The 20,365-nt window shown below is 44.8% G+C and carries 16 protein-coding genes; 14 read left to right on the forward strand and 2 right to left on the reverse strand.

All coding sequences use genetic code 11. The features are described from left to right. Positions 1-10: 10 nt before the first annotated feature. Both HF312_14515 and HF312_14520 read right to left on the reverse strand, forming a co-directional pair. On the reverse strand, positions 11-2,122 hold the full coding sequence (locus HF312_14515) for a hypothetical protein (GenBank protein MCU7521432.1): 2,112 nt from the start codon (positions 2,120-2,122) through the stop codon (positions 11-13). Between the two features lie 9 nt (positions 2,123-2,131). Beyond that, positions 2,132-5,305, reverse strand: a complete 3,174-nt coding sequence (locus HF312_14520; protein ID MCU7521433.1) for a TonB-dependent receptor — start codon at positions 5,303-5,305, stop codon at positions 2,132-2,134. A gap of 349 nt (positions 5,306-5,654) precedes the next feature. Here HF312_14520 and mnmA point away from each other — a divergent pair, with 349 nt between their 5' ends. From mnmA to HF312_14590, 14 genes are all read left to right on the forward strand, one after another. Further along, the gene (gene mnmA / locus HF312_14525) at positions 5,655-6,755 is read left to right on the forward strand and encodes a tRNA 2-thiouridine(34) synthase MnmA (protein ID MCU7521434.1); all 1,101 of its coding nucleotides are present in this window, start codon (positions 5,655-5,657) and stop codon (positions 6,753-6,755) included. A 315-nt stretch (positions 6,756-7,070) separates the two neighbouring features. Then, on the forward strand, positions 7,071-7,496 hold the full coding sequence (locus HF312_14530; GenBank protein MCU7521435.1) for an HNH endonuclease: 426 nt from the start codon (positions 7,071-7,073) through the stop codon (positions 7,494-7,496). A gap of 115 nt (positions 7,497-7,611) precedes the next feature. Beyond that, positions 7,612-8,595 carry a tryptophan--tRNA ligase gene (trpS, locus tag HF312_14535; GenBank protein ID MCU7521436.1) on the forward strand — a complete coding sequence of 328 codons (984 nt, stop codon included), beginning with the start codon at positions 7,612-7,614 and terminating at the stop codon, positions 8,593-8,595. A gap of 16 nt (positions 8,596-8,611) precedes the next feature. After that, the gene (locus tag HF312_14540) at positions 8,612-9,340 is read left to right on the forward strand and encodes a segregation/condensation protein A (GenBank protein ID MCU7521437.1); all 729 of its coding nucleotides are present in this window, start codon (positions 8,612-8,614) and stop codon (positions 9,338-9,340) included. After that, entirely contained in the window at positions 9,324-9,974 is a 651-nt protein-coding gene (gene scpB, locus HF312_14545) for an SMC-Scp complex subunit ScpB (protein MCU7521438.1), read from the forward strand. The genes HF312_14540 and scpB overlap by 17 nt, the downstream gene beginning before the upstream one ends. After that, positions 9,961-10,665, forward strand: coding sequence for an rRNA pseudouridine synthase (locus HF312_14550; protein MCU7521439.1), 705 nt, complete (start codon positions 9,961-9,963; stop codon positions 10,663-10,665). Before scpB ends, HF312_14550 begins: the two co-directional genes overlap by 14 nt. Continuing rightward, on the forward strand, positions 10,652-12,154 hold the full coding sequence (gene dacB, locus HF312_14555) for a D-alanyl-D-alanine carboxypeptidase/D-alanyl-D-alanine-endopeptidase (protein ID MCU7521440.1): 1,503 nt from the start codon (positions 10,652-10,654) through the stop codon (positions 12,152-12,154). The genes HF312_14550 and dacB overlap by 14 nt, the downstream gene beginning before the upstream one ends. Positions 12,155-12,165: 11 nt before the next feature. Beyond that, positions 12,166-13,671: a lysine--tRNA ligase gene (gene lysS, locus HF312_14560; GenBank protein ID MCU7521441.1), complete on the forward strand. Its 1,506-nt coding sequence runs from the start codon at positions 12,166-12,168 to the stop codon at positions 13,669-13,671. 120 nt (positions 13,672-13,791) lie between these two features. Further along, positions 13,792-14,724 (forward strand): DUF2279 domain-containing protein, encoded by a 933-nt coding sequence (locus HF312_14565; protein ID MCU7521442.1) that lies wholly within the window; start codon positions 13,792-13,794, stop codon positions 14,722-14,724. A 37-nt stretch (positions 14,725-14,761) separates the two neighbouring features. Next, entirely contained in the window at positions 14,762-15,490 is a 729-nt protein-coding gene (locus HF312_14570; GenBank protein ID MCU7521443.1) for a glycosyltransferase, read from the forward strand. Continuing rightward, the gene (locus HF312_14575) at positions 15,472-17,157 is read left to right on the forward strand and encodes a hypothetical protein (protein MCU7521444.1); all 1,686 of its coding nucleotides are present in this window, start codon (positions 15,472-15,474) and stop codon (positions 17,155-17,157) included. The genes HF312_14570 and HF312_14575 overlap by 19 nt, the downstream gene beginning before the upstream one ends. A 19-nt stretch (positions 17,158-17,176) precedes the next feature. Further along, entirely contained in the window at positions 17,177-18,781 is a 1,605-nt protein-coding gene (locus tag HF312_14580; GenBank protein ID MCU7521445.1) for a S41 family peptidase, read from the forward strand. 1 nt (position 18,782) lies between these two features. Next, entirely contained in the window at positions 18,783-19,601 is an 819-nt protein-coding gene (locus HF312_14585) for a DUF3108 domain-containing protein (GenBank protein MCU7521446.1), read from the forward strand. Between the two features lie 56 nt (positions 19,602-19,657). After that, positions 19,658-20,179 (forward strand): gamma carbonic anhydrase family protein, encoded by a 522-nt coding sequence (locus HF312_14590; protein ID MCU7521447.1) that lies wholly within the window; start codon positions 19,658-19,660, stop codon positions 20,177-20,179. Positions 20,180-20,365 lie beyond the last annotated feature (186 nt).

Genomic DNA, 20,365 nt, shown 5'->3' on the forward strand with positions numbered 1-20,365 from the left:
TCTCCTATGCTTAGCGGACGATAATAAATTTCACAAACTGGTTATCAGAACTCTTGCCCGTTACTGACTGCGCATCCGTAATAGCCAAGATATAGATGCCGGTGGCAACGAACTGGTTTCCATCGGTCTTCTGATCCCAACTCTCATAATCGGTACCCAGATGATCAAACGACTTTACCAAATCGCCGGTTTCTGTAAAAACCTTCAGTGTACACTTGTAAGGTAAATTGAAGAATTTGATCCTGTCCGGTGTACCTGAATTGAGAGCTCCTGTTTTGTGTCCGTACCTCGAAGCAGGGTTTGGAACTACTCTCACCAGGTCCGCGTTATCCAGACCGGCCCTGTAAGGAACGGCAGGAATCATCGAACGTGTCGCAAAACGTGAGCTTTCAAGCTTCTGATTCGGAATTATATCATCCGGGTTCTGTGTACCGTTGTCCACTGCTGTAACTGCATAATAATAGTCAACGCCTCTTTGAACATTCTTATCAACATAAGTCGTCTGGCTGCGGTCTTTTGTCTCATAGACAAGTTCCCACTGCGCTCCGCTCCTCTGGTCAAGAGGATCATCCACTAAAAGAGCTCCCTTTTTCCTGTAAACTCTCCATGCATACCAGTCATCAACTTTTGTAACCGCATCATTGAAGTATGCCGGATCAGGATATGACCAGCTTACTGTAATCTTGTCGTCTCCTGAGGTAACCGTCATATCAGGAGCCGGAGGCGTTGCTGGAACAGACTGCCCCTTGCTTAAGCGTCCCCAAGCCCAGTTTGCACGGTCAAGCGTCTGCACAAGACTGTCGCGCCCTTTAAGCATGTAATCAAGCTTCTCCTGGTTGGTTATCTTTCCCTGAAGCCAAAGCTTTCCTATTGAATCGGCCTTTGCCCAGCCAATGTCGCCTGCACCAACGGCATAAACAAGTGTAACTGAATCCACTCTTCCGAGCGCCTTGTCTTTTGTAAGCTCATAAGGACCAGCGGTAATAAATCTCATTGGACCCTTGTTATACTTACCGCCGCTTGTAGGAGGCTCAACAGGGAAGTGCCCGTTGGCGTCATCACCGCGGTATTTCAGCCTTACACCGTTTGAATGGTCGCCCCAGAGATCTGTCTCTATGCTGGCATGAGCCATTGAATAAGGCTGAGTTCTGTCATCAGAATGATCCTGATAACTCTTGTCCGCATGCAGAAGCGTAAAGCCCGGTATCTGTGTTGAATACAGGTGGCCTGATGTTCTATCGGGGTCACCCGTGTCATCTTGTGAGCCGTTTGTAAAAGGCTGCGCATTGGGATTATTTGCGTCCCTGTAGTAAGCAATATAAAGGCTGTCGCGGGCTCCGCCTAACTTCGATGGAACTTTTATCCAGCTGTCGTAGTCATCTTCACCTTCATAGCTGAAACCGCCTAAGGCATTGCGTTCGCCTGCTTTCGTAGGACCGAAGCTGAAAGACATCGGCCACCAGAAGCGTATCGTCTGGTCGGGAATGCTGTCAAGCGAATTTGCAGTCTGGCGCGGTATCTTTAGCTCGCCTGTGAACTTGTGCGTTGCCTTCCAGATGAAATAGTCGGCATGATCAGGATTGCTGAAGCCGTAGACTTCAACGTGGCTTCTGATGCCAAACTGGTTTAGAACGTCTTCAAATTCAATCTTAATATCACTCTTAAGGTTTGGGTCAACGGCCCAGAGATATGGAGCATCTACTGTAAGTCCGTCTACGACAATGTGCGGGGGACGGTAGCGCCTTGTCTCAAGGCCCCAGTCGGTCGTTCCTGAATTTGTAAGGGCGCCTCCGCTGACGTATGATACCTGCTTTACACCCTTTTCATTCAGTATACCGTTATTGTCAAGTGAAAGCGGGTTAAAGATCTGATAAAGCATATTCGACTGCCAGCGGTCGGCCGGATAGTAGAATATCTCAGTCTTTGATGCATTTGAACCTGTAAGATTCCAGCTGTACATGCTCTGCAGGCCCCCGTCACCGGTCAGCTTATTGAATGTCATGTTAATGCGGCCTACATCCAGGTTCATAATGGGAGGATTCTGCCTCCTCTGTCCAAATACCGATAACGCCGGCACAAGGAGTGTTATTATAAATAAACTTGTTAAATAGCTTCTTTTCATGTTAAATCCTTAAATGTTTATACGGAGGCCTAATAAAATTCTTCTTGGATTAAGGAATATCGGCGCTTCAAGCCAGCCGGTATTTATGTGATTATCGTCTGACTTCCACTGGCCCCACTTGTCTGTGCCTCCTTTGTCCGGAGTCTTAAGTGAATTCTTATAATCGTTATACTGGTTCTGTGTCATGTTCGACGTGTTGAGCCATTTGTTGTTTGTCAGGTTCTTCACGGTGAATACCAGCTCCAGACTTCCGAATGATGTGTTGAACGCCTTGGAAGCACGGAAATCAATATTCCAGTAGTTAACGTTATCAGCATAAACCCAGAGACTGCGGTCCAGCTCCGATCCGTTTAAGAGTGTCCTTCCGCCTGAACGCCATTCGAAGAAGAAATCGGCATACAAATCACCAATCAGGTAATTTAAGCCGTATAACCCTTCTCCAAGATCAGAAGGTGTATGCAGGTTCAGGTTTGCGTTTGCCCTCGGAAGAGGATCTGAGGTGTAAACTGATGCTGAACGTGTGGCAAGTTCTCTGTACTTGACAAGATTTTCATAAATTGTCGAAAGTCCCGACTGTCCTGAACTTGCAACCATATAGTCGTACATTGCGTTGAATGTCACGAACCTTCCAACAGATTTTTCAATGCGCAGTTCAACGCCTCTAACATCCTTGTATCCGTCAGGTACATACTCTGTAACGTTGTTGTCTTCATACCAGTTTACATACTGGCGCGCAAGAGCACGGTTGCTGATATCTTTATAGTAAGCCGTAATGTTTGCTATTATATCTGAGAATACCATCTGTTCGTAGCCGAACTCATAAGAAGTCGTCTTTTCCATCTTAAGTCCCGGTGTGGGAACTGTTACGCCGCCAAGCACCGTATAAGTGTCATACAGGAAGGCCATCGGCTGTCTCTGATAAAAAGTTCCGTAGTTGAAGTACATCTTGCTGTCTTCAGTAATCGGGAATGAAACACCAAGCCTCGGCGAGAGGTATACCTGAACGTCATTATCAGTTCTTGGCCATCCCGGAGGATTTGCAATTAAATCCCTGAATGCAAGCCAGCGTTCATAGCCCTGCGCATCTCCCGGTAGGCTTGGGTATATCTCATTCATCAGGCGGGCATATTCCTCGCTTTCAGGAAAACCTACCTGGAAACCTTTCTTAAATGGGTTGAAATAGTCAACTCTGAAACCTCCGTTGAGGATCATACCTTCAAATTCAAGTTTGTCCTGAACATAAAGGCCAACCTGCAATGGATTCGATTTCAGGTACTGCCAGGTGTCAGGCGTATAAGCAAGCTGGCTCTGGAACCAGGTACCTGTGTATACGAAGAAATCTTCCAAACGTGCCGAAAAACCTGCATCCAGCTGGTTATGACGCCCAAGCTGTGCGGTAAAGTCGCCCTTTAACTGGAAAGTGGTCGTATAAGATGAATCCACTCTCTGTGCACCTCCGTATAATTTATACGTGCCAAGCGGGTCGGCACCAAAGTTTGTAGATGCATTCGGGCTTCCATACATAGGAAGTGGGAAGCGGTAATACTTTTTCGTGGCAGCGCTGTACATTGTGTACCAGAAATTCGGGTTGCTCGTATCAGCCCTGAAAGGCTGAAGGTTCTGATCTGTATACCCCGCCTGGAAATCAAGTGTATAAAATGCCTTGTCAGAAAGCGTGTGCGTCAGGCGTGCTCCGCCAACAATATATTTCTGGTCAAAGAACTGCAGCCTGCTCTGGTTGAAGAGCTGATCGCTGCTTGCGCCGCCTAAAAGTGCAGCCTGGCTCTTAACTGAGCTTTCAGTGCTGTTAAGGAACCCAAAACTTTGGGCCTGGTCACTTAAGGCGCCGCCGAAACTCGTACGGCTGCCGCCGCTTAATGATGCAACCTTGGCATACATTCCGTTAACCGACAGGCGCATGTTATCCTGCAGCTGTGTGGTTACTTTTAACTGCCCGTTCCAGTCGAGATAATGATCTCGTCCGCCAAGCGGGAATGCAAACTGCGAATTCTCGTACTTAAAGCCGAAAAGGAAGGTGCTCCTTTTTGCAAATTCACCATAAAGAGGAATCCACTCTCCGGGAACAGGGCCCGTAATGCTTCCTTCAAAGTAGTAGTCGGGCTTGTTCTGATAGCCATACTTCGGATGCTGTGCTAACCACAGCTCACGCAGCTGGTCGGCTGTGAACATGCCTAAATCCTTTTTCGTGGCGGCATTGGTCCTTACCTTATTCCAGCCAGGGAAATTCCAGAAGTCACGGGGCACAACGGCTGAATCCGCCTTCGATACTCCGTTCATGGCATACTGACCGGCATAAACCTTGTAAATCCATGACGAGTCGCTGTAAGGATCAGTTCCGAAATATCTTCTCTGTCCTGCCGGGGCAACGTCCATCTTCAGGGATACCGTATAACGTTCACGCTGGCCGTCTTTGGTAACAACGTTAAGAAGACCCGACTGTATGCCTCCGTATTTTGCTTCAAAACCGCCCGTTAAAACCTGTACCTGCTGAATTGTTGTTGAATTCAGCGCAATGTACGAGTTTCCGGAGCGCGGATCCTGAAGCGACATTCCGTCCAGGCGTACATCAGTCTCCCTGATATTACCGCCTCTGACGCTGAGACCGTTACCCTCAGAGTTGCTTACAAGTTCAACACCTTTTATTCTTCCCATGAACTCATCAAGCCTTAAGACTGGCATCTGCTCAATCCTTGCCGATGCAACAACTTCCTGTGTGCCAGAAACGTCCTGCTTGATGATTTCCCTCGGGGCTACAACAGTAATCTGCTCAGTCTGAATTGAGGTGGAACTGAGCTGAAAGTTTGCTGTAATCGTACGGTCCAGTTCAACTCTTACACCTTTCTGGACTGTAGGGGTGTAACCGATAATGCTCGAGCTCAGTGTGTAAACACCGGGCTGAACATTCATAATGAAATAATATCCGTCGGCGTCTGTTGCGGCGCCCATTGTCTTAGGAAGGGGAACTTCCTTTCCATCGGCAGCAACCATATGCGTAATGACAACAGTTGCGGCCGGCAGAGGTTCACCGGTTTCCTTGTCAGTGACTCGGCCGGTGATCTTGCCGTTGGCGGCAAAGACAAAGCTGTTCATGGCTACAAGAACTAGTCCCATAACCACCAGCAGTCTCATCCTTAAGAACATAAAAGTAGATTTGTTTTTCATAGCTTCCCTGTCTTTTTGCAGTAAAGGCATTATTTTTTTTCATGGGAATTTTAGATAATATTTCCAGCACAATCAAGCAAAGCGGCGGCTAAAGATTTTCTAAAAAATGTATTGATAATTTAACAACAGTTTTGTATAATCCTTATTTACTCAACCCCGTCTCATCACTCATGCCAAAATCCTGAATCCTATTCCTGTGAAATTTTTGTAATCATACAGATTCTCGAAGATTCTTCTAAGTAGTTTAGTGCATTAATTGGGAACATCCTTTTTCATAGAATTTCCAAAACTATTTCTCTATATTTAACGTTGCATATAATTAATATCGGATAATAGAAAGGATTGTGTTGTGTCCAAAGGCAGAGTAATTGTGGCTATGTCGGGCGGAGTGGATTCTTCGGTTGCAGCGGCTTTATTGCATAACGACGGCTATGAGGTAATTGGAATTACAATGAAAACCTGGGGCTTTATGGAAGTAGGCGGGGCCCCGAAGCATGAATCGGGCTGCTGCTCGCTTGATGCAATTTATGACGCTAAAAACGTTGCCTCTATAATGGGATTCCCCCATTATACGGTGGATTTTACTAAGGCGTTCGAGGATGCCGTTATAGACAACTTTGTCGATGAGTACCTCCACGGCAGAACCCCTAACCCATGCGTCATCTGCAACAGGAAAATTAAATGGGAGGAGCTCCTTAAAAAAGCCGATGCCCTGGACGCTGAATTCGTGGCTACGGGCCATTATGCCAACGTTGAGTTTAATCCGCAGTCAGGACGCTACTGCCTGAAAAACTCCAAAGATAACGGCAAGGACCAGACCTACGCACTCTGGGGACTTACACAGGAAAGCCTTAAAAGAACAATTTTCCCGCTCGGGATGTATAACAAAAGCGAGGTCAGAAGCCTGGCCCAAAAATTCAGCCTTAAGACGGCTTCAAAACCCGACAGCCAGGAGATCTGCTTCGTGGCTGATAATAATTATGAGAGGTTCTTAAGAGAAAAAGCCCCAGATGTTGTTAACAATATCGGGAAAGGGGATATTTTATTAAACGGCAAAAAAATCGGCGAACACCGCGGAATCCCTTTTTATACCGTGGGACAGAGAAAAGGCCTCGGCATCGCCCTCGGTAAACCGGCTTATGTTACTAAAATAGACTATAACAATAATACAATTGAAATAGGGGATAAAAGTGACCTCATGCAGCAGAACCTTCTGGCTGAAGATGTTAATTATGTCTCCATGAGTAACCTTAGGCCCGGAAGCACGGTTATCTGCAAGATCAGGTATTCCGACAAGGGCTCACTGGCAGAAGTAATTTCTGCCGGTCAGAACAATTTTGAACTGAAGTTTAACACGGCCAAAAGCGCCATTACGCCGGGACAGTCCGCAGTCATCTACGACGAACAGGGCTACGTCATTGCAGGCGGAATAATAAATAAGGGGTTTTAACAATTGAACAGGCGGGTTTTAGAATTTTCAAATTATGCCACTCTTACAATTATTGCAGTTCTTCTGCTCATTATAGGTTTGAGGGCAGTTTCTCCCGATAAAATGAAATACATACTGTATTTTGCAATTTTTTTGTTAATTTTGCGCATAGCGTTCAGATTATTTTTCTATTTTCAGGAAAAAAAGATCAGGTAGAGGAGGCGTGTCTTCGAACCGTACAAAAGTACCAATGGAAAGCTCAATGCAAAAGTCCTGGTTCTGAATCAAAGCTACGAGCCGCTCTCGATATGTAACGTCAGAAAGGCGATTGTTCTCATGATCCTTAATAAGGCACAGATGGTTGCAAATAAGGACCATAAAATGATCAATAGCGCCTATAACTCTTTCCCGTGGCCCAGCGTGATACGTCTGAACAGGTATGTTCAGATGCCTTATAAGAAAGTTATCCTTTCCCGGAGAAATATACTGAAAAGGGACATGTATAAATGCGCCTACTGCGGCAGAAGCGACCTTCCGCTTACGGTGGACCATATTATACCGAGAGCCAGGGGAGGTGAGGATAACTGGGAAAACCTCATTACGGCTTGCATAGTCTGCAATAACCGTAAGGGCAACAGAACTCCCGAGGAGGCTAACCTGGTCCTGCGCATGAAACCCTATAAACCAAACCACATCATGTTTATGACTGCTTCGGTCAGTAAAATGGAAGAATCTTGGAAGCCTTATCTCTTCCAGTCCTGAAGACTTAAGGCCTGGTATTCAGACTTATTACTTTAAACTGACAAAATTTCTTAATAGATTTAGTGTTTAATTTTTTATTTATTTATTTCTTGAAAAAGTTCAAATGAAGGAAACGATGCCGAAAAAGAGAATCTTAAGCGGAATGCGCCCAACAGGTAAGCTTCACCTTGGAAATTACGTCGGAGCGCTTGAAAACTGGGTGAAAATACAGAATGATTATGAAAATTTCTACCTTGTGGCAGATTACCATATGCTCACTACAGACCTTAATACAGATCCAATTGCTCAGAATACACGGGATATGGTTATAGACTGGCTTGCTGCGGGCCTGGATCCTGTTAAAAGTCCCTTTTTCAGGCAGTCAAAAATTAAAGAGCATACTGAACTGTTCCTGCTATTGTCAATGCTCATTACAACTGCCCGCCTGGAAAGAAACCCTACTCTGAAAGAACAGGTTAGGGACTTAAATGTGGAAAGCTTGGTCTTTGGACACTTGGGCTACACGGTGCTCCAGGCTGCGGACATCATGCTCTATAAAGGGGAAGTCGTCCCTGTAGGCGAAGACCAGGTGCCTCACGTTGAAATTACACGCGAACTCGCAAGACGCTTTAACCTTCAGTTCGGACAGACGTTCCCGGAACCCGAGGCGCTGCTTACCAGCTTTTCAAGGCTCCCCGGCCTGGACGGCGTGGCTAAGATGAGCAAGTCCTTAAGTAATGCAATTTACCTCTCTGACACCCCGGACGTTGTAACGGCAAAAATGAAAAAAGCCGTAACAGACCCCTTGAAAGTTAGAAAAGGCGACCCCGGACGCCCGGATATATGCGTCGTCTATATGTACCACCAGAAATTTAATACCCCTGAGGCTACATCTGAGGTTGAGGCTGGCTGCCGCTCCGGCGCCCTTGGATGCGTCGACTGCAAGATGAGAGCCGCGCACAGGATAAATGAGATGCTTACACCGATTCTTGAAAAAAGACGGCACTACGAGGAAAACCCCTCAGAAGTAGAGGATATTCTCCTCAATGGCGAAAAACGCGCCAAAGCCGTCGCCGAAAGTACTATGCAGGAAGTACACGAAAAAATGAAATTAGGTTAAGGCATCCGGGTAAAGTTTGTATAAGATAAAACTACAACAGTTTGAAGGCCCTCTCGACCTCCTCTTATTCTTTATTAAAAGAGATGAGCTGGATATTTACGATATCCCTATCTCTAAGATTACAGGGGACTTCTTTGAGTATATGAACATGATTAAAGCCCTCGACCTTGAAGTGGCCGGGGACTTTATTCTCATGGCCACTACTCTCATGCAGATTAAGGTCAGAATGCTTCTTCCAAGGGAAGTCGATGAAAAGGGAGATGAGATAGACCCGAGAGACGACCTCGTGAAGGCTCTGCTCGAATACAAACGCTACAAGGAAATGACCGAGGAACTCTCATACCTGGAGTCTAATCAGAGAAAACTTAGCTACAGGGGGAATTTTGACGCCGATTATAGGGTTGCTCCTCCGGAATTCGGCACTTTGCTTAAAAATGTTACGCTCTACGACCTCCTGAAGGCCTTTAAGAACGCCCTTATGGATAAACCGAAGGAACCGGTACATGAAATTAAGAAAATCCCGGTTACAATTGAAGAGCAGATTAATTATATCCAGTCCAGAATTGAACACGAAAAAAAACTGAGCTTTATCGTTCTCGTAAGCGATATGCGGGAAAAGATTAAGATCGTCGTTACATTTATTGCTTTGCTGGAAATGATTAAAATGGGTAAATTAGGGCTTCACGTATCTGAAAATTTTAACGATTTTGTAATTTATAATCTGGCTGATGGAGAAAATTTATAATTCAATAATTGAAGCGCTGATATTTGCCTCGGATGAGTCTATTACCGCCTCCGAGCTTATAAAAGCCATTAAGGAAATTGACGGCGAGGACGTCTCCTTATCAGCCGGTGATATTGATAAATGCATTGATGAATTAAACGAAAAGTATAATTCTCAGGAGCTTTCTTTCAATATTACAAAAGTTGCCAACGGCTATCTTTTTGCCACTAAACCTGAGTTCGGCAAGTACGTCGGATTCCTTTCAACTGAAAAAAGCAAAAGAAGACTCAGCCAGGCAGCCCTGGAAACCCTCGCCATTATCGCCTACAAGCAGCCGATTACAAAACCGGAACTTGAGGCCATAAGAGGCGTAAATTCAGATTATATTCTGAATATGCTCCTTGAAAAAAACCTGATTACAATTACAGGCCGCTCCGAGTCTATTGGCCGGCCTCTTCTATACGGTACTACGGATGAATTCCTGAAGTATTTCGGGCTCTTTAACATAAGCGACCTCCCGAAACCCCGTGAAATTGAGGAAATTATGAAGGATCAGGACTTTATTGAACAAAAACAGAAAATTATGATGAACGCTATCGAAGAAAACCTCGAAAACAGCGTTCGGGAACCGGATAATGACGATGAGACTGAATAGATATTTGTCGGAATGCGGACTGGGCTCCAGACGCAAAGTGGAGGAATTTATCCTCCAGGGCAGAGTTGAAATTAATGGCAAAACCATAGACCAGCTTGCCTATAACGTGGAACCCGGCAAGGATGCCGTTACCTTTGACGGCGAAAAGGTAAAACCTCAGCTGAAGGCCTATTACCTCCTTAATAAGCCCAAGGGCTTTGTCACTACTACAAGCGACGAGAAAAACAGGAGAACCGTAATGGAGCTCATTAAAAGCAATATAAAGGTTTTTCCTGTCGGACGCCTCGACTATAATACAACGGGCGTACTGATCTTGACAAATGACGGCGATTTTACTAACTATCTTCTGCACCCGAATAATAAGGTAAGAAGAGTCTACAGGGCAGTTATCGACAGGCCGCTAGAGGTTAAGGATAAGGAGAAAATGCTCAAAGGCCTGTTCCTGGATGGGAGAAGAGGAAGATTTGAAGAGATAATCGTAACCAAAAAAAGTACTATTATTAACGTTACTGCTATCGAAGGAAGAAACCATTTCGTAAAGAAAATGTTCCAGACTCTTGGATATAACGTTGTCGAACTCTCCAGAATAAATTATGGCGGAATTACTCTGGGCGACCTGCCGCTGGGAGGCTGGCGCGAACTGACGGCAGCGGAAATAAATAGTATTACAAAAAAATATGAGAAACTTTAAGCAGCTATTTCTTTTAAGCTTTGTGCTTCTGCAGGCTACAGTCTCTGCACAGAATTTTCAGACGCCCGCTTTTAATAAGTTTAATTCATCGCGGATTGCGGAATTCTGGCAGCAGATTGACGATATCTTCAACGACCCTAACTTTAACAGCGCAAACTGGGGCGTCGTCGTTAAATCCCTCGAAACCGGGGAATACCTGTATAAAAGAAATGAAGACAAACTAATGGTCCCGGCCAGCAACCTGAAGCTCTTTACTACTTCTGCAGGACTGCTTCTTTTGGGGAAAAACTACAGGTATAAGACTAACCTTTATATGAACGGTAACCTCGAGGGCTCAATCCTCAAAGGAGACCTCATAATTCAGGGCTCGGGCGACCCCACAATCTCAGGGCGATTCCATGAGGAGGATCCATATAAGGTCTATAACGACTGGGCCGATACACTCCTTTCGCGCGGAATTGAGGAAATTACAGGAAACCTCATCGGCGACGATAAGCTCTTTGACGAAAACGGACTCGGCGAAGGCTGGTCGTGGGATTATGAAACCTACTGGTACTCTGCTTCAACCAGCGCTATCAGCTTTAACGACAACTGCGTCGATATTATCATTAAACCGACTGAAGCAGGCAAACAGGCCTCGCTCAGTATTCTGCCTGAGACTAAGTACGTTACTATTATTAATAAGGTCGTTACTGTGCCTAAGGATACCCCCACGGATATCGACGTCTACCGCGAACGCGGCACAAACATTATTACAGTCTTTGGCAAAATAAGCGAAAACTCAGAGGAGTTTAAGACTTATTCTACGGTAAATAATCCCACACAGTTTTCTTTGATCGTTCTTAAGGATATATTAAAGAAAAAGGGTATTGTTATCCGGGGCTACGCTACAGATATAGACGAGGAAAATGTAAGCCTCGACTATTCAAAAATGAAAAAGATTTTCACCCACTATTCTGTTCCGCTTTCTGAAATAGTCAGGGTGATAAATAAAAACAGCCAGAACTTTTATGCCGAACAGCTCCTTAAGACAATAGGCCTCACTAAATACGGCTTCGGCTCTATTGAAAACGGCGTTAAGGCCGTTAAAAACCTATTGAGGGAAATGGGCATAAACTCTGAAGATATGATCATGGCCGACGGCTCGGGACTCTCGCGCCTGGACCTCGTGACACCAAGACAGATCGTGGACCTGTTGAACTATATGTATAAAAATGAGACTTTCTCTGTATTCTACCAGACTCTGCCTGTAGCCGGAATCGACGGCTCGCTGGCGCGCAGAATGCTGAGGTCAAAAGCTGAAAATAACGTAAGGGCTAAGACCGGATACTTAGGCGGCGTTAGATCTCTCTGCGGCTTTGTGCATACCGCGGATAACGAACCGGTAGCCTTTTCTATTATTGTAAATAACTATATTGTCCCTGCTACTCTGGCCGATAACCTGCAGGACCTGGTCTGTTTGAGGCTGGCCAACTTTTCAAGAAAATAAAAGGAGGATTTTTGGAAACCAATTTTAATGAAGATATTAATACGCTCGTAAAAAGACGACTCGAAGAATTAGACGAGCTTCAGAAAAGAAACCTTGAAGCATACGCTTATGAGTTTGACGTAAACGCTTATTCAAATGATATAAAATCTGAATTCCAGGAAGGTACGGAGAAAAACGTCAGGATCGCCGGACGCCTTATGGCCGTGCGCCGCATGGGTAAAGCCTCATTCGCTCATATACAGGATCAGCAGGGAAGAATTCAGATCTACCTGAAAAAAGACGACATAGGCCAGGAGTACGACATCTTTAAGCTCATGGATATCGGCGACATCATTGGCGTTGAAGGCTTTGTCTTTAAGACTAAAACCGGCGAAACTTCCATACACGCTAAAGCCCTTAAACTCCTCTCTAAATCTATAAGGCCGATCCCTATCGCAAAGGAAGTTACAGATGAACAGGGCAATAAGGTTATCTTCGACCAGTTCGCTGATAAGGAACTCAGATACCGCCAGCGCTACGTTGACCTTATAGTTAACCCTGAAGTTAAGGATGTATTCATAAAAAGAAGTAGGATAATTTCAGCCTTAAGAAACTTCCTCGATACAAGGGGCTACCTTGAAGTTGAAACTCCCGTGCTTCAGCCAATGTACGGCGGCGCGGCTGCAAGACCTTTTGTTACGCACCATAACGCGCTCGATATTCCGCTATACCTTAGAATAGCCGACGAGCTTTACTTAAAACGCCTCATCGTGGGAGGCTTCGACGGAGTCTATGAGATATCTAAAGACTTCCGCAACGAGGGTATGGACAAAACCCATAACCCTGAGTTTACTATGATGGAACTCTACGTGGCATACAAGGACTATAACTGGATGATGTCTTTTGTTGAGGAAATGGTGGCCCACGTTGCTACAACGGTCTTCGGCACTACGGAATTTGAAATTGAAGGAAAGAAAATAAACTTCCAGCCCCCGTGGGACAGGGTCTCAATGGTTGAAGCCATTAAAGAGGCTACAGGCATCGACGTCCTTAGCGCCTCATATGACGAGGTTAAAGCTGCCTGCAGAAAGTACGGAGCGCCTCTTGGCGGAGGCGAAAGCAAGGGCAAACTGATCGATAACCTCTTCGAAGTTACCGTGCAGGACAAGCTCATTCAGCCCACATTCCTTACGGACTATCCGCTTGAGATGTCGCCTCTGGCCAAGAAGCACAGGACTAAGGAAGGTCTTGTCGAACGCTTTGAAGGCTTCGTCTTAGGACGCGAAATCTGCAACGCTTTCAGCGAACTTAACGATCCTATCGATCAGAAAAACAGATTTGAAGATCAGGTCAAAATGCGTGAGGCCGGAGATGAGGAAGCCCACCAGATCGATGATGACTTCGTGCGCGCCCTTGAATACGGAATGCCTCCTACGGCAGGACTTGGAATCGGTATCGACCGCCTGGTAATGCTTTTAACTAACCAGCCTTCAATACGCGACGTAATCCTCTTCCCGCAGATGAAACCGGAGAAATAATCTTTAAGACTGCTTTGTTTTACATAGGGATAAGCCGCCCCATTGGCGGCTTGTCCCTTTTTGTTTTATATTAATTTCTCTTTTATTTTAATCTCTCGAAACCTTAAAAACCGGATTCTGATGAAATTTACTTTTCTTGTACTCTTGCTTTCTCTTACACCCTTGTGCCAAAGCTATTCCATAATGGCTGACACGGCTTCAGCCTGTAAGGGCGCATCCGGTTTTACTCCTCAGGATTCTCTTTCAGCTCCTTTAATAATACGCAAAGAAATAAATCCAGTTGATCCTTTTGACACAGGGCTAAACCATAAGCTCCTTGCATCCCTTGGCGTAGCCTATCTGGGCTCCGGCTTTGCAGCGCATAATTACATGGCACATGCATGGTGGAAAAGCCCGGGGAAATTTTATTTTTCAAATGATTATTGGAGTAAGTTATCAAATTTTAATAAATTTAGTCACTTCTATTCGGTAAATTTGCTAGGGCACCTGTTCTCAGGAGCCTACGAGGCCGCTGGAATGCAGGCCCTGGGTTCAACCTGGTATAGCTCTATCTCGGCCCTGGCATATATGTCCTATATAGAAACAGAAAACGGCTTTCATCAAAATAACGGATTCAGCCTCTCCAATTTTTCAGCTGATATAATTGGAACCGCATTCTATATTGGACAGTATTATATACCGGAAATGAAAAGCATGATGCCCAAAATGAGTTATAAACCAGTGGGCAGGCTTGCCCCGGGTAGCAGCATCATATTCGATGACTACGCAGGGCAGAAGTACTGGATGTCTTTCAGGCTTAAGGAATTGCTGCCTGAAAAGGCCGCGGGCTATTGGCCCTCATTTTTAATGGTTGCCCTGGGTACGGGCTTGCGCGGTAATTCAATAGACTATGGCCCTATGGACCTTTATGTTGCGCTTGACCTGGATGCGGAAAAGCTGCCCTTGTACGGACCGTTCTGGCAGTTTGTAAAAAACACTCTTAACTATTTTCATTTTCCCATGCCAGGCGTAAGAGTGACACAAAAAAGCGCTTTCTTCATGTTCTGTTTCTAAAAGATTAAGTTCCTTTTTCCCGACAAATAGGTGAAATTTGAAATACAGTATTATTATACCGACACTAAACGAAGAAAAACTGCTGCCTAATATCCTGAGCCAGATCAGGCAGGAGAGGCTGCTGGAGCGTTTTGATGCGGAGCTCATTATCTCTGACGGCGCCAGCACAGACGCCACACTTTCCATTGCCCGGAATTTCACCCGTAAAATTGTACTCCACACAAAACCCGGAAGACAGAACATCTCTGAAGGGCGCAATGCAGGAGCCCGATGCGCTGAAGGGGAAATACTCATTTTCCTGGGAGCAGATATCGTATTCTCCGATATCATTAAATTCTTTGAATTTATTGAAAACCGCTTCCGCAAAAGCCCATACCTCGCAATGACAAGTAACGTTAAGGTATTCCCTGAGGAGGAAAAGTTCAGCGACCGCTTCTTCCATTCAATACTTAATACATACTTTTACCTTTTGAACGTTTTCGGCGTCGGCATGGGACGCGGGGAATGCCAGATTATAAGGCGCGGCGTTTTCTTTGACTTTAACGGATATAATGAAACGCTTGCTGCAGGCGAAGACTTCGACCTTTTTAAGAGAGTCCGGAAGAAGGGGAAGATCCTCTACGCACGTAACCTCTGCGTCTATGAGTCCCCAAGGCGCTATAGGAAAATAGGATACCTAAACGTCTGCAAACTCTGGTTCGTAAACGCTTTCTTTGTAATTTTTATGAAAAAATCACTGGCGCAGGAATGGGAACAAATAAGATAGCCCTCATATTCATATTACTTCTGTTTGCCTTTTCAGCCCGTGCATTTGCTCAGGCTGAATATGTGCCTTATAACCATCCCGTTTATGACTTCCTGGAAAGAATGAACTCACTGGGATACATATCGGGATTTAACGACTTTGAAAGACCCACTACAAGAAGGGCTGTTGCAGCCTTCCTGAAGGAAGTACTGCCCCTTAAAGGCAGGCTCGATCTGTCAGATAAGAGACTCCTTCAGGACTTCCAGAATGAATTTGAATTTGAAATTTCTGGCACGCTGAAAGAAACCAGAAACCTCATTGCCGACAGCAGCTTCAGTTTCCTCTACCAGGGACAAAAGCACATTTACAGCTTTGCAGATTCCGGCAAAGCATCGGTGTTTATTGACTTTTTAGCCGACTATGAAACAATTTCTGAAAACAGTTTTAAGCCCATTGAAAACATTGGAGCAACTTTCATCCGCTGGGGCGGGGCAATAAGAGGTACATTCCTCGATAAATTCGGCTTTTCCATTAAAGGCACAAACGGCAGGCTCTGGGGAAGCAAGGCTGCCGCAAGAACCGTTAACGAGCTTAAATATAACTATAAGTTTAATGCCGATCCTAATGGGATTACAGCAACAGACTACTTCGATAACTCCGAAGGCTACCTTTCAGCCGACTTTGACCTCGTAAGATTTAAGATCGGGCGCGACCAGAACATTATCGGCTACGGACCTGTAAAAAACCTCCTTGGGGATAATGCCCCTCAGTACGATTACCTCTCCATGGCATTTAATTATAAGTTTATTTCGTTTTCTTACCTCCATGCAAAACTCCTTGGAAACCTTAGCTATGCTGCCGACCCCCTCCAGGGAGCAATAACCACCGTGGATGAAAAGTATTTGGGATACCACCGCCTGGACCTTAACATCTCAAAAGATTTTTCACTGGGAATTGGTGAACTCATAGTCTATTCCAGGCGGTCAATTGACCTGTCGTACCTGAACCCGTTTAATTTCTACAAAAGCACCGAACACGCTAACCAGGACCGCGATAACTCCATGCTGTTCCTTGACGTGGCAAATTATTCCATCAAAGGGCTTAAGATTGCGGGCTCCGTATTAATAGACGACATAGATTTCGGCAAGATCGGCACGGGCTGGTACGGCAATCAGCTTTCCTATGACCTCTATTTAAGATCTTTTAACCTTTATGGAATTGTTCCTGTGGATTTTTCGTTTGAATACCTGAGGGTTGAGCCTTATGTATATACGCACAGGATAACTGACAATAACTTTACCAACATGTCATACAGCCTGACTGAACCCGTTCAGCCCAATAGCGACATGTATCTCTTTGCGGTTAATTACCGCCCTGTAAACCGCCTGACGTTTACAGGAGAATTCAGGTTTTCAAGGCACGGCGCAAACTTAATGGCCCCCGACGGCACGCTTTTAATGAACTATGGCGGCGATGTGAACTTTGGCCACAGGAATAATGACCCCACAGTTGTCAGATTCCTGGATGGCGCAAGGGAATTTTACAGAATGATTTCTTTTTCCAGTGTTTTTGAACCTGTAAAAAATTATTATATTTCTGGAAGGGTACTTTTTCAGAATAATTCCCTTAAGAACACCCCAAGCCGTAAGTTTATGGCGGCTTACTTTCTTGTAAATATTGGAATTTAATTTTTGGAGCACAATCCGAATGGACTTTAATAGATTCAAAACCCCATTTGTAGCAGTTATCGTTCTTACAATTGGCATTATACTTGGCATAGAAATCCAGAAAGTCGTCTCAAGCGACAATCTGCGCGAAGGCTTAAGAAAATTTAATGAGGTTTTGCAGTTTACAGATAAATATTACGTTGAAGAAGTGGATTCGCAAAAGCTGATTGAAAATGCGATTTCAGGAATGCTCGACAGCCTCGACCCGCATTCAGTCTATATACCTGCCAAACAGATGGAAAACGTGGAAGAGCAGTTCAGAGGCAACTTTGAGGGAATTGGAATTGAATTTCAGGTGGTAAACGATACCTTAACCGTCGTAAGCCCCATTACAGGAGGCCCCAGCGAGGCGCTCGGCATTATGGCAGGCGACAGGATAGTTAAAATAGATAACCAGAACTGCGTCGGCATTACTACAGAACAGGTCCGTGAAAAGCTCCGCGGCACGGCAGGAAGCAAGGTTACTGTGTCAATTTCCCGCCCTGGAGTAAAGGGGGTTAACGACTACGTCATTACACGCGACAAGATCCCTATCTATTCCGTAGATGCTCACTTTATGTACGACAGCCAGACCGGATATATCAGCCTTTCAAGGTTCTCTGAAACCTCTACCCAGGAAATGCTCCAGGCCCTGGATGAGCTGACAAAAAAGGGGATGAAACGCCTTATTTTCGACCTCAGAAACGATCCCGGCGGATACCTTAACCAGGCATTCCAGATTGCTGACCTCTTTATTGACGGCAATAAGATGATCGTTTATACAAAAGGCAGAAGATCGGAATTTAACGAGGAGTACCATGCCTCAAAGGCTTACCCTTACGAAAAACTCCCGCTCATCGTACTGGTTAATTCAGGAAGCGCCTCGGCATCGGAAATTGTCTCGGGCTCAATTCAGGACTGGGACCGCGGACTTATTGTAGGCGAAACTACCTTCGGCAAGGGACTCGTACAAAGACAGTTCATGCTTCCGGATAACTCTGCCGTAAGACTTACAATTTCGCGCTATTATACCCCTTCAGGACGCCTTATCCAAAGGAGCTATAAGGATAAGAAGGATTATTTCCTGAACGCTCACTCAAAAACAATTAACGACGGCCTTAATATTGAACATAAAGCCGAGAAGGATTCCTCAAAACCTGTATTTAAGACAAATGCCGGAAGGATAGTCTATGGCGGAGGCGGCATTACACCCGACTATGTGGTAGCCTCGGAAAAACTGCAGCCTTATTCAGTTGCGCTCAGGCGCGCCAACCTGTTCTACCTTTACGAGCTGAAATATATGGACCAGCACGGCTCACAGATAATGAAGAAATACGCAAAGGATTTTGCAGGTTTTAAGAAAAATTTCCATTTTTCAGACAGGGATCTGAACGATTTTGTTAATTTTGCCTCTTCTAAGAAGGTGCCTTTTGTTAAGAGCGATTTTGAAAAGGATAAGGATTATATAAGAATACAGCTGAAGGCTTATATTGCCAGGGGTATATGGAAAAACGACGGATGGTATCAGACGCTTCTTGAGGCCGATAACCAGTTCAGAAAGGCTATTCAGGAATTTACCGAAGCTGAAAAACTATCAAAACTATAAAATGAAATTCTTAAAAAATACTTCGCTTTTCATTGTGTTTTTCTATTTCTGCGGCTTCAGCAATGATAACTCTCTCTGGAATTCCAATAACCCGGGCCAGATTATTCCAAAAGAGATGCACCCGGGTGAAGATATTACTTATGTCGTCAGCTACGGATTCCTTAAGTTCGGCGAGGTCAGGCTCCTCATACTTGACCAGAAGGAAAAAAACGGCGTCACTTACTTTAGAACTAAAGCCTATATAGATTCCTATAACGGAATCCCTTTTGTAAACCTGCACCAGATTTATGAAAGTAACTTCGACCGTAATCTCTATTCCGATTTCTTCAGGGCCACGGAAAAGGAAAAAGACTATATTAAATTCACGGAGTATTTTTTCGATTATAATTCCAGGACGGTTCACGTCAAAAAAGGGAAGTATAAACCCTTTGAAATATGGGCGGATTCCACTACTCATGTTAACAATTTTTATCAGGACGGCCTTTCCTTGTTCTATTATGCCAGAATGAATACAGGACAGAAGAAAAGCGTTAACGTGCCTTGTTTTGTTACAGAGGACTTCGTCTATACCAAAATCAACTTCTACGACCAGGTCGAGACTACTTCAGTTGATGCGGTAGATTACGATATTGCCAGCGTAAGATTGGATGGACATACAGATTTTGTTTCAATTTTCGGTCTGACGGGAAATTTCGAAGGCTGGTTTACTAATGATAAATATGCCGTGCCCACAATTGCAAAGATGAAGGTAATAATTGGAAACGTAACTCTTGAACTTAAAAGCTACAAAATAGCCGGCTGGAACCCGCCCAAAGGCTGAATTTGCGCTTAATGTTCTCTGGTTTCATTTTTATTTGCTTCAAAACGGACCTTATTATGGATAATTACTTATATAACTATAAAGATTTCACCCCAGAGGTTCACCCGGAGGCCATCATATTCCCCGGCGTGAAAATTATAGGCAGGGTCGAAATCGGGCAGGATTCCAGCATCTGGTACAATTCTGTCATCAGGGGCGACGTCAATTTTATTAAAATCGGATCCAAAACGAACATACAGGACTTGTCCGTTCTGCACGTAACGTCTGATAACCCGCTTATTATAGGTAACGGCGTTACAATTGGCCACGCCGTTAAACTTCACGGCTGCACGGTTGAGGACTTTTGCCTCATCGGAATTGGCTCTGTTGTCCTCGATGGCGCCGTGGTAAGCAGAAACTCTATCGTTGCTGCAGGTGCCGTCGTTAAACCGGGCTATGTTGTTCCTTCAGGCAAACTTGTCGCCGGAGTGCCGGCTAAAGTGGTCCGCGACCTTACTCCCTCTGAAATTGAGGACATAGCCCATTCAGCTGAGAGGTACACGGAATACGCAAGAAGCAGCAGGCAGGAAAAAGAGTAATTTTTTTGCCGGTTTTTTGATGAAAATGTTGAAATTTTGCTTAAATTACTTTCTTTTTATCCGTAATTATTTACTTTTGCATGGAACAAATCGGGGCCTTAATCCTGTTATAAACTGGATGGGCAAATTCCCGGTTTCAAGGCTCTAATGGCCTTGATAATTATGCAATTTGTATTTGCTTAACAA

It is taken from the genome of Ignavibacteria bacterium (assembly GCA_025612375.1).
In the GTDB taxonomy this organism is placed as follows: Bacteria; Bacteroidota; Ignavibacteria; order Ignavibacteriales; family SURF-24; genus JAAXKN01.

Coding starts and splice junctions, on each gene's coding strand:
- HF312_14575 (MCU7521444.1), top strand. CDS start 15,472: ATGGGAACAAATAAGATAGCCCTCATATTCATATTACTTCTGTTTGCC.
- HF312_14590 (MCU7521447.1), top strand. CDS start 19,658: ATGGATAATTACTTATATAACTATAAAGATTTCACCCCAGAGGTTCAC.
- HF312_14580 (MCU7521445.1), top strand. CDS start 17,177: ATGGACTTTAATAGATTCAAAACCCCATTTGTAGCAGTTATCGTTCTT.
- HF312_14530 (MCU7521435.1), top strand. CDS start 7,071: ATGATCCTTAATAAGGCACAGATGGTTGCAAATAAGGACCATAAAATG.
- scpB (MCU7521438.1), top strand. CDS start 9,324: ATGGAGAAAATTTATAATTCAATAATTGAAGCGCTGATATTTGCCTCG.
- HF312_14515 (MCU7521432.1), bottom strand. CDS start 2,122: ATGAAAAGAAGCTATTTAACAAGTTTATTTATAATAACACTCCTTGTG.
- dacB (MCU7521440.1), top strand. CDS start 10,652: ATGAGAAACTTTAAGCAGCTATTTCTTTTAAGCTTTGTGCTTCTGCAG.
- HF312_14565 (MCU7521442.1), top strand. CDS start 13,792: ATGAAATTTACTTTTCTTGTACTCTTGCTTTCTCTTACACCCTTGTGC.
- trpS (MCU7521436.1), top strand. CDS start 7,612: ATGCCGAAAAAGAGAATCTTAAGCGGAATGCGCCCAACAGGTAAGCTT.
- HF312_14550 (MCU7521439.1), top strand. CDS start 9,961: ATGAGACTGAATAGATATTTGTCGGAATGCGGACTGGGCTCCAGACGC.
- HF312_14585 (MCU7521446.1), top strand. CDS start 18,783: ATGAAATTCTTAAAAAATACTTCGCTTTTCATTGTGTTTTTCTATTTC.
- HF312_14520 (MCU7521433.1), bottom strand. CDS start 5,305: ATGAAAAACAAATCTACTTTTATGTTCTTAAGGATGAGACTGCTGGTG.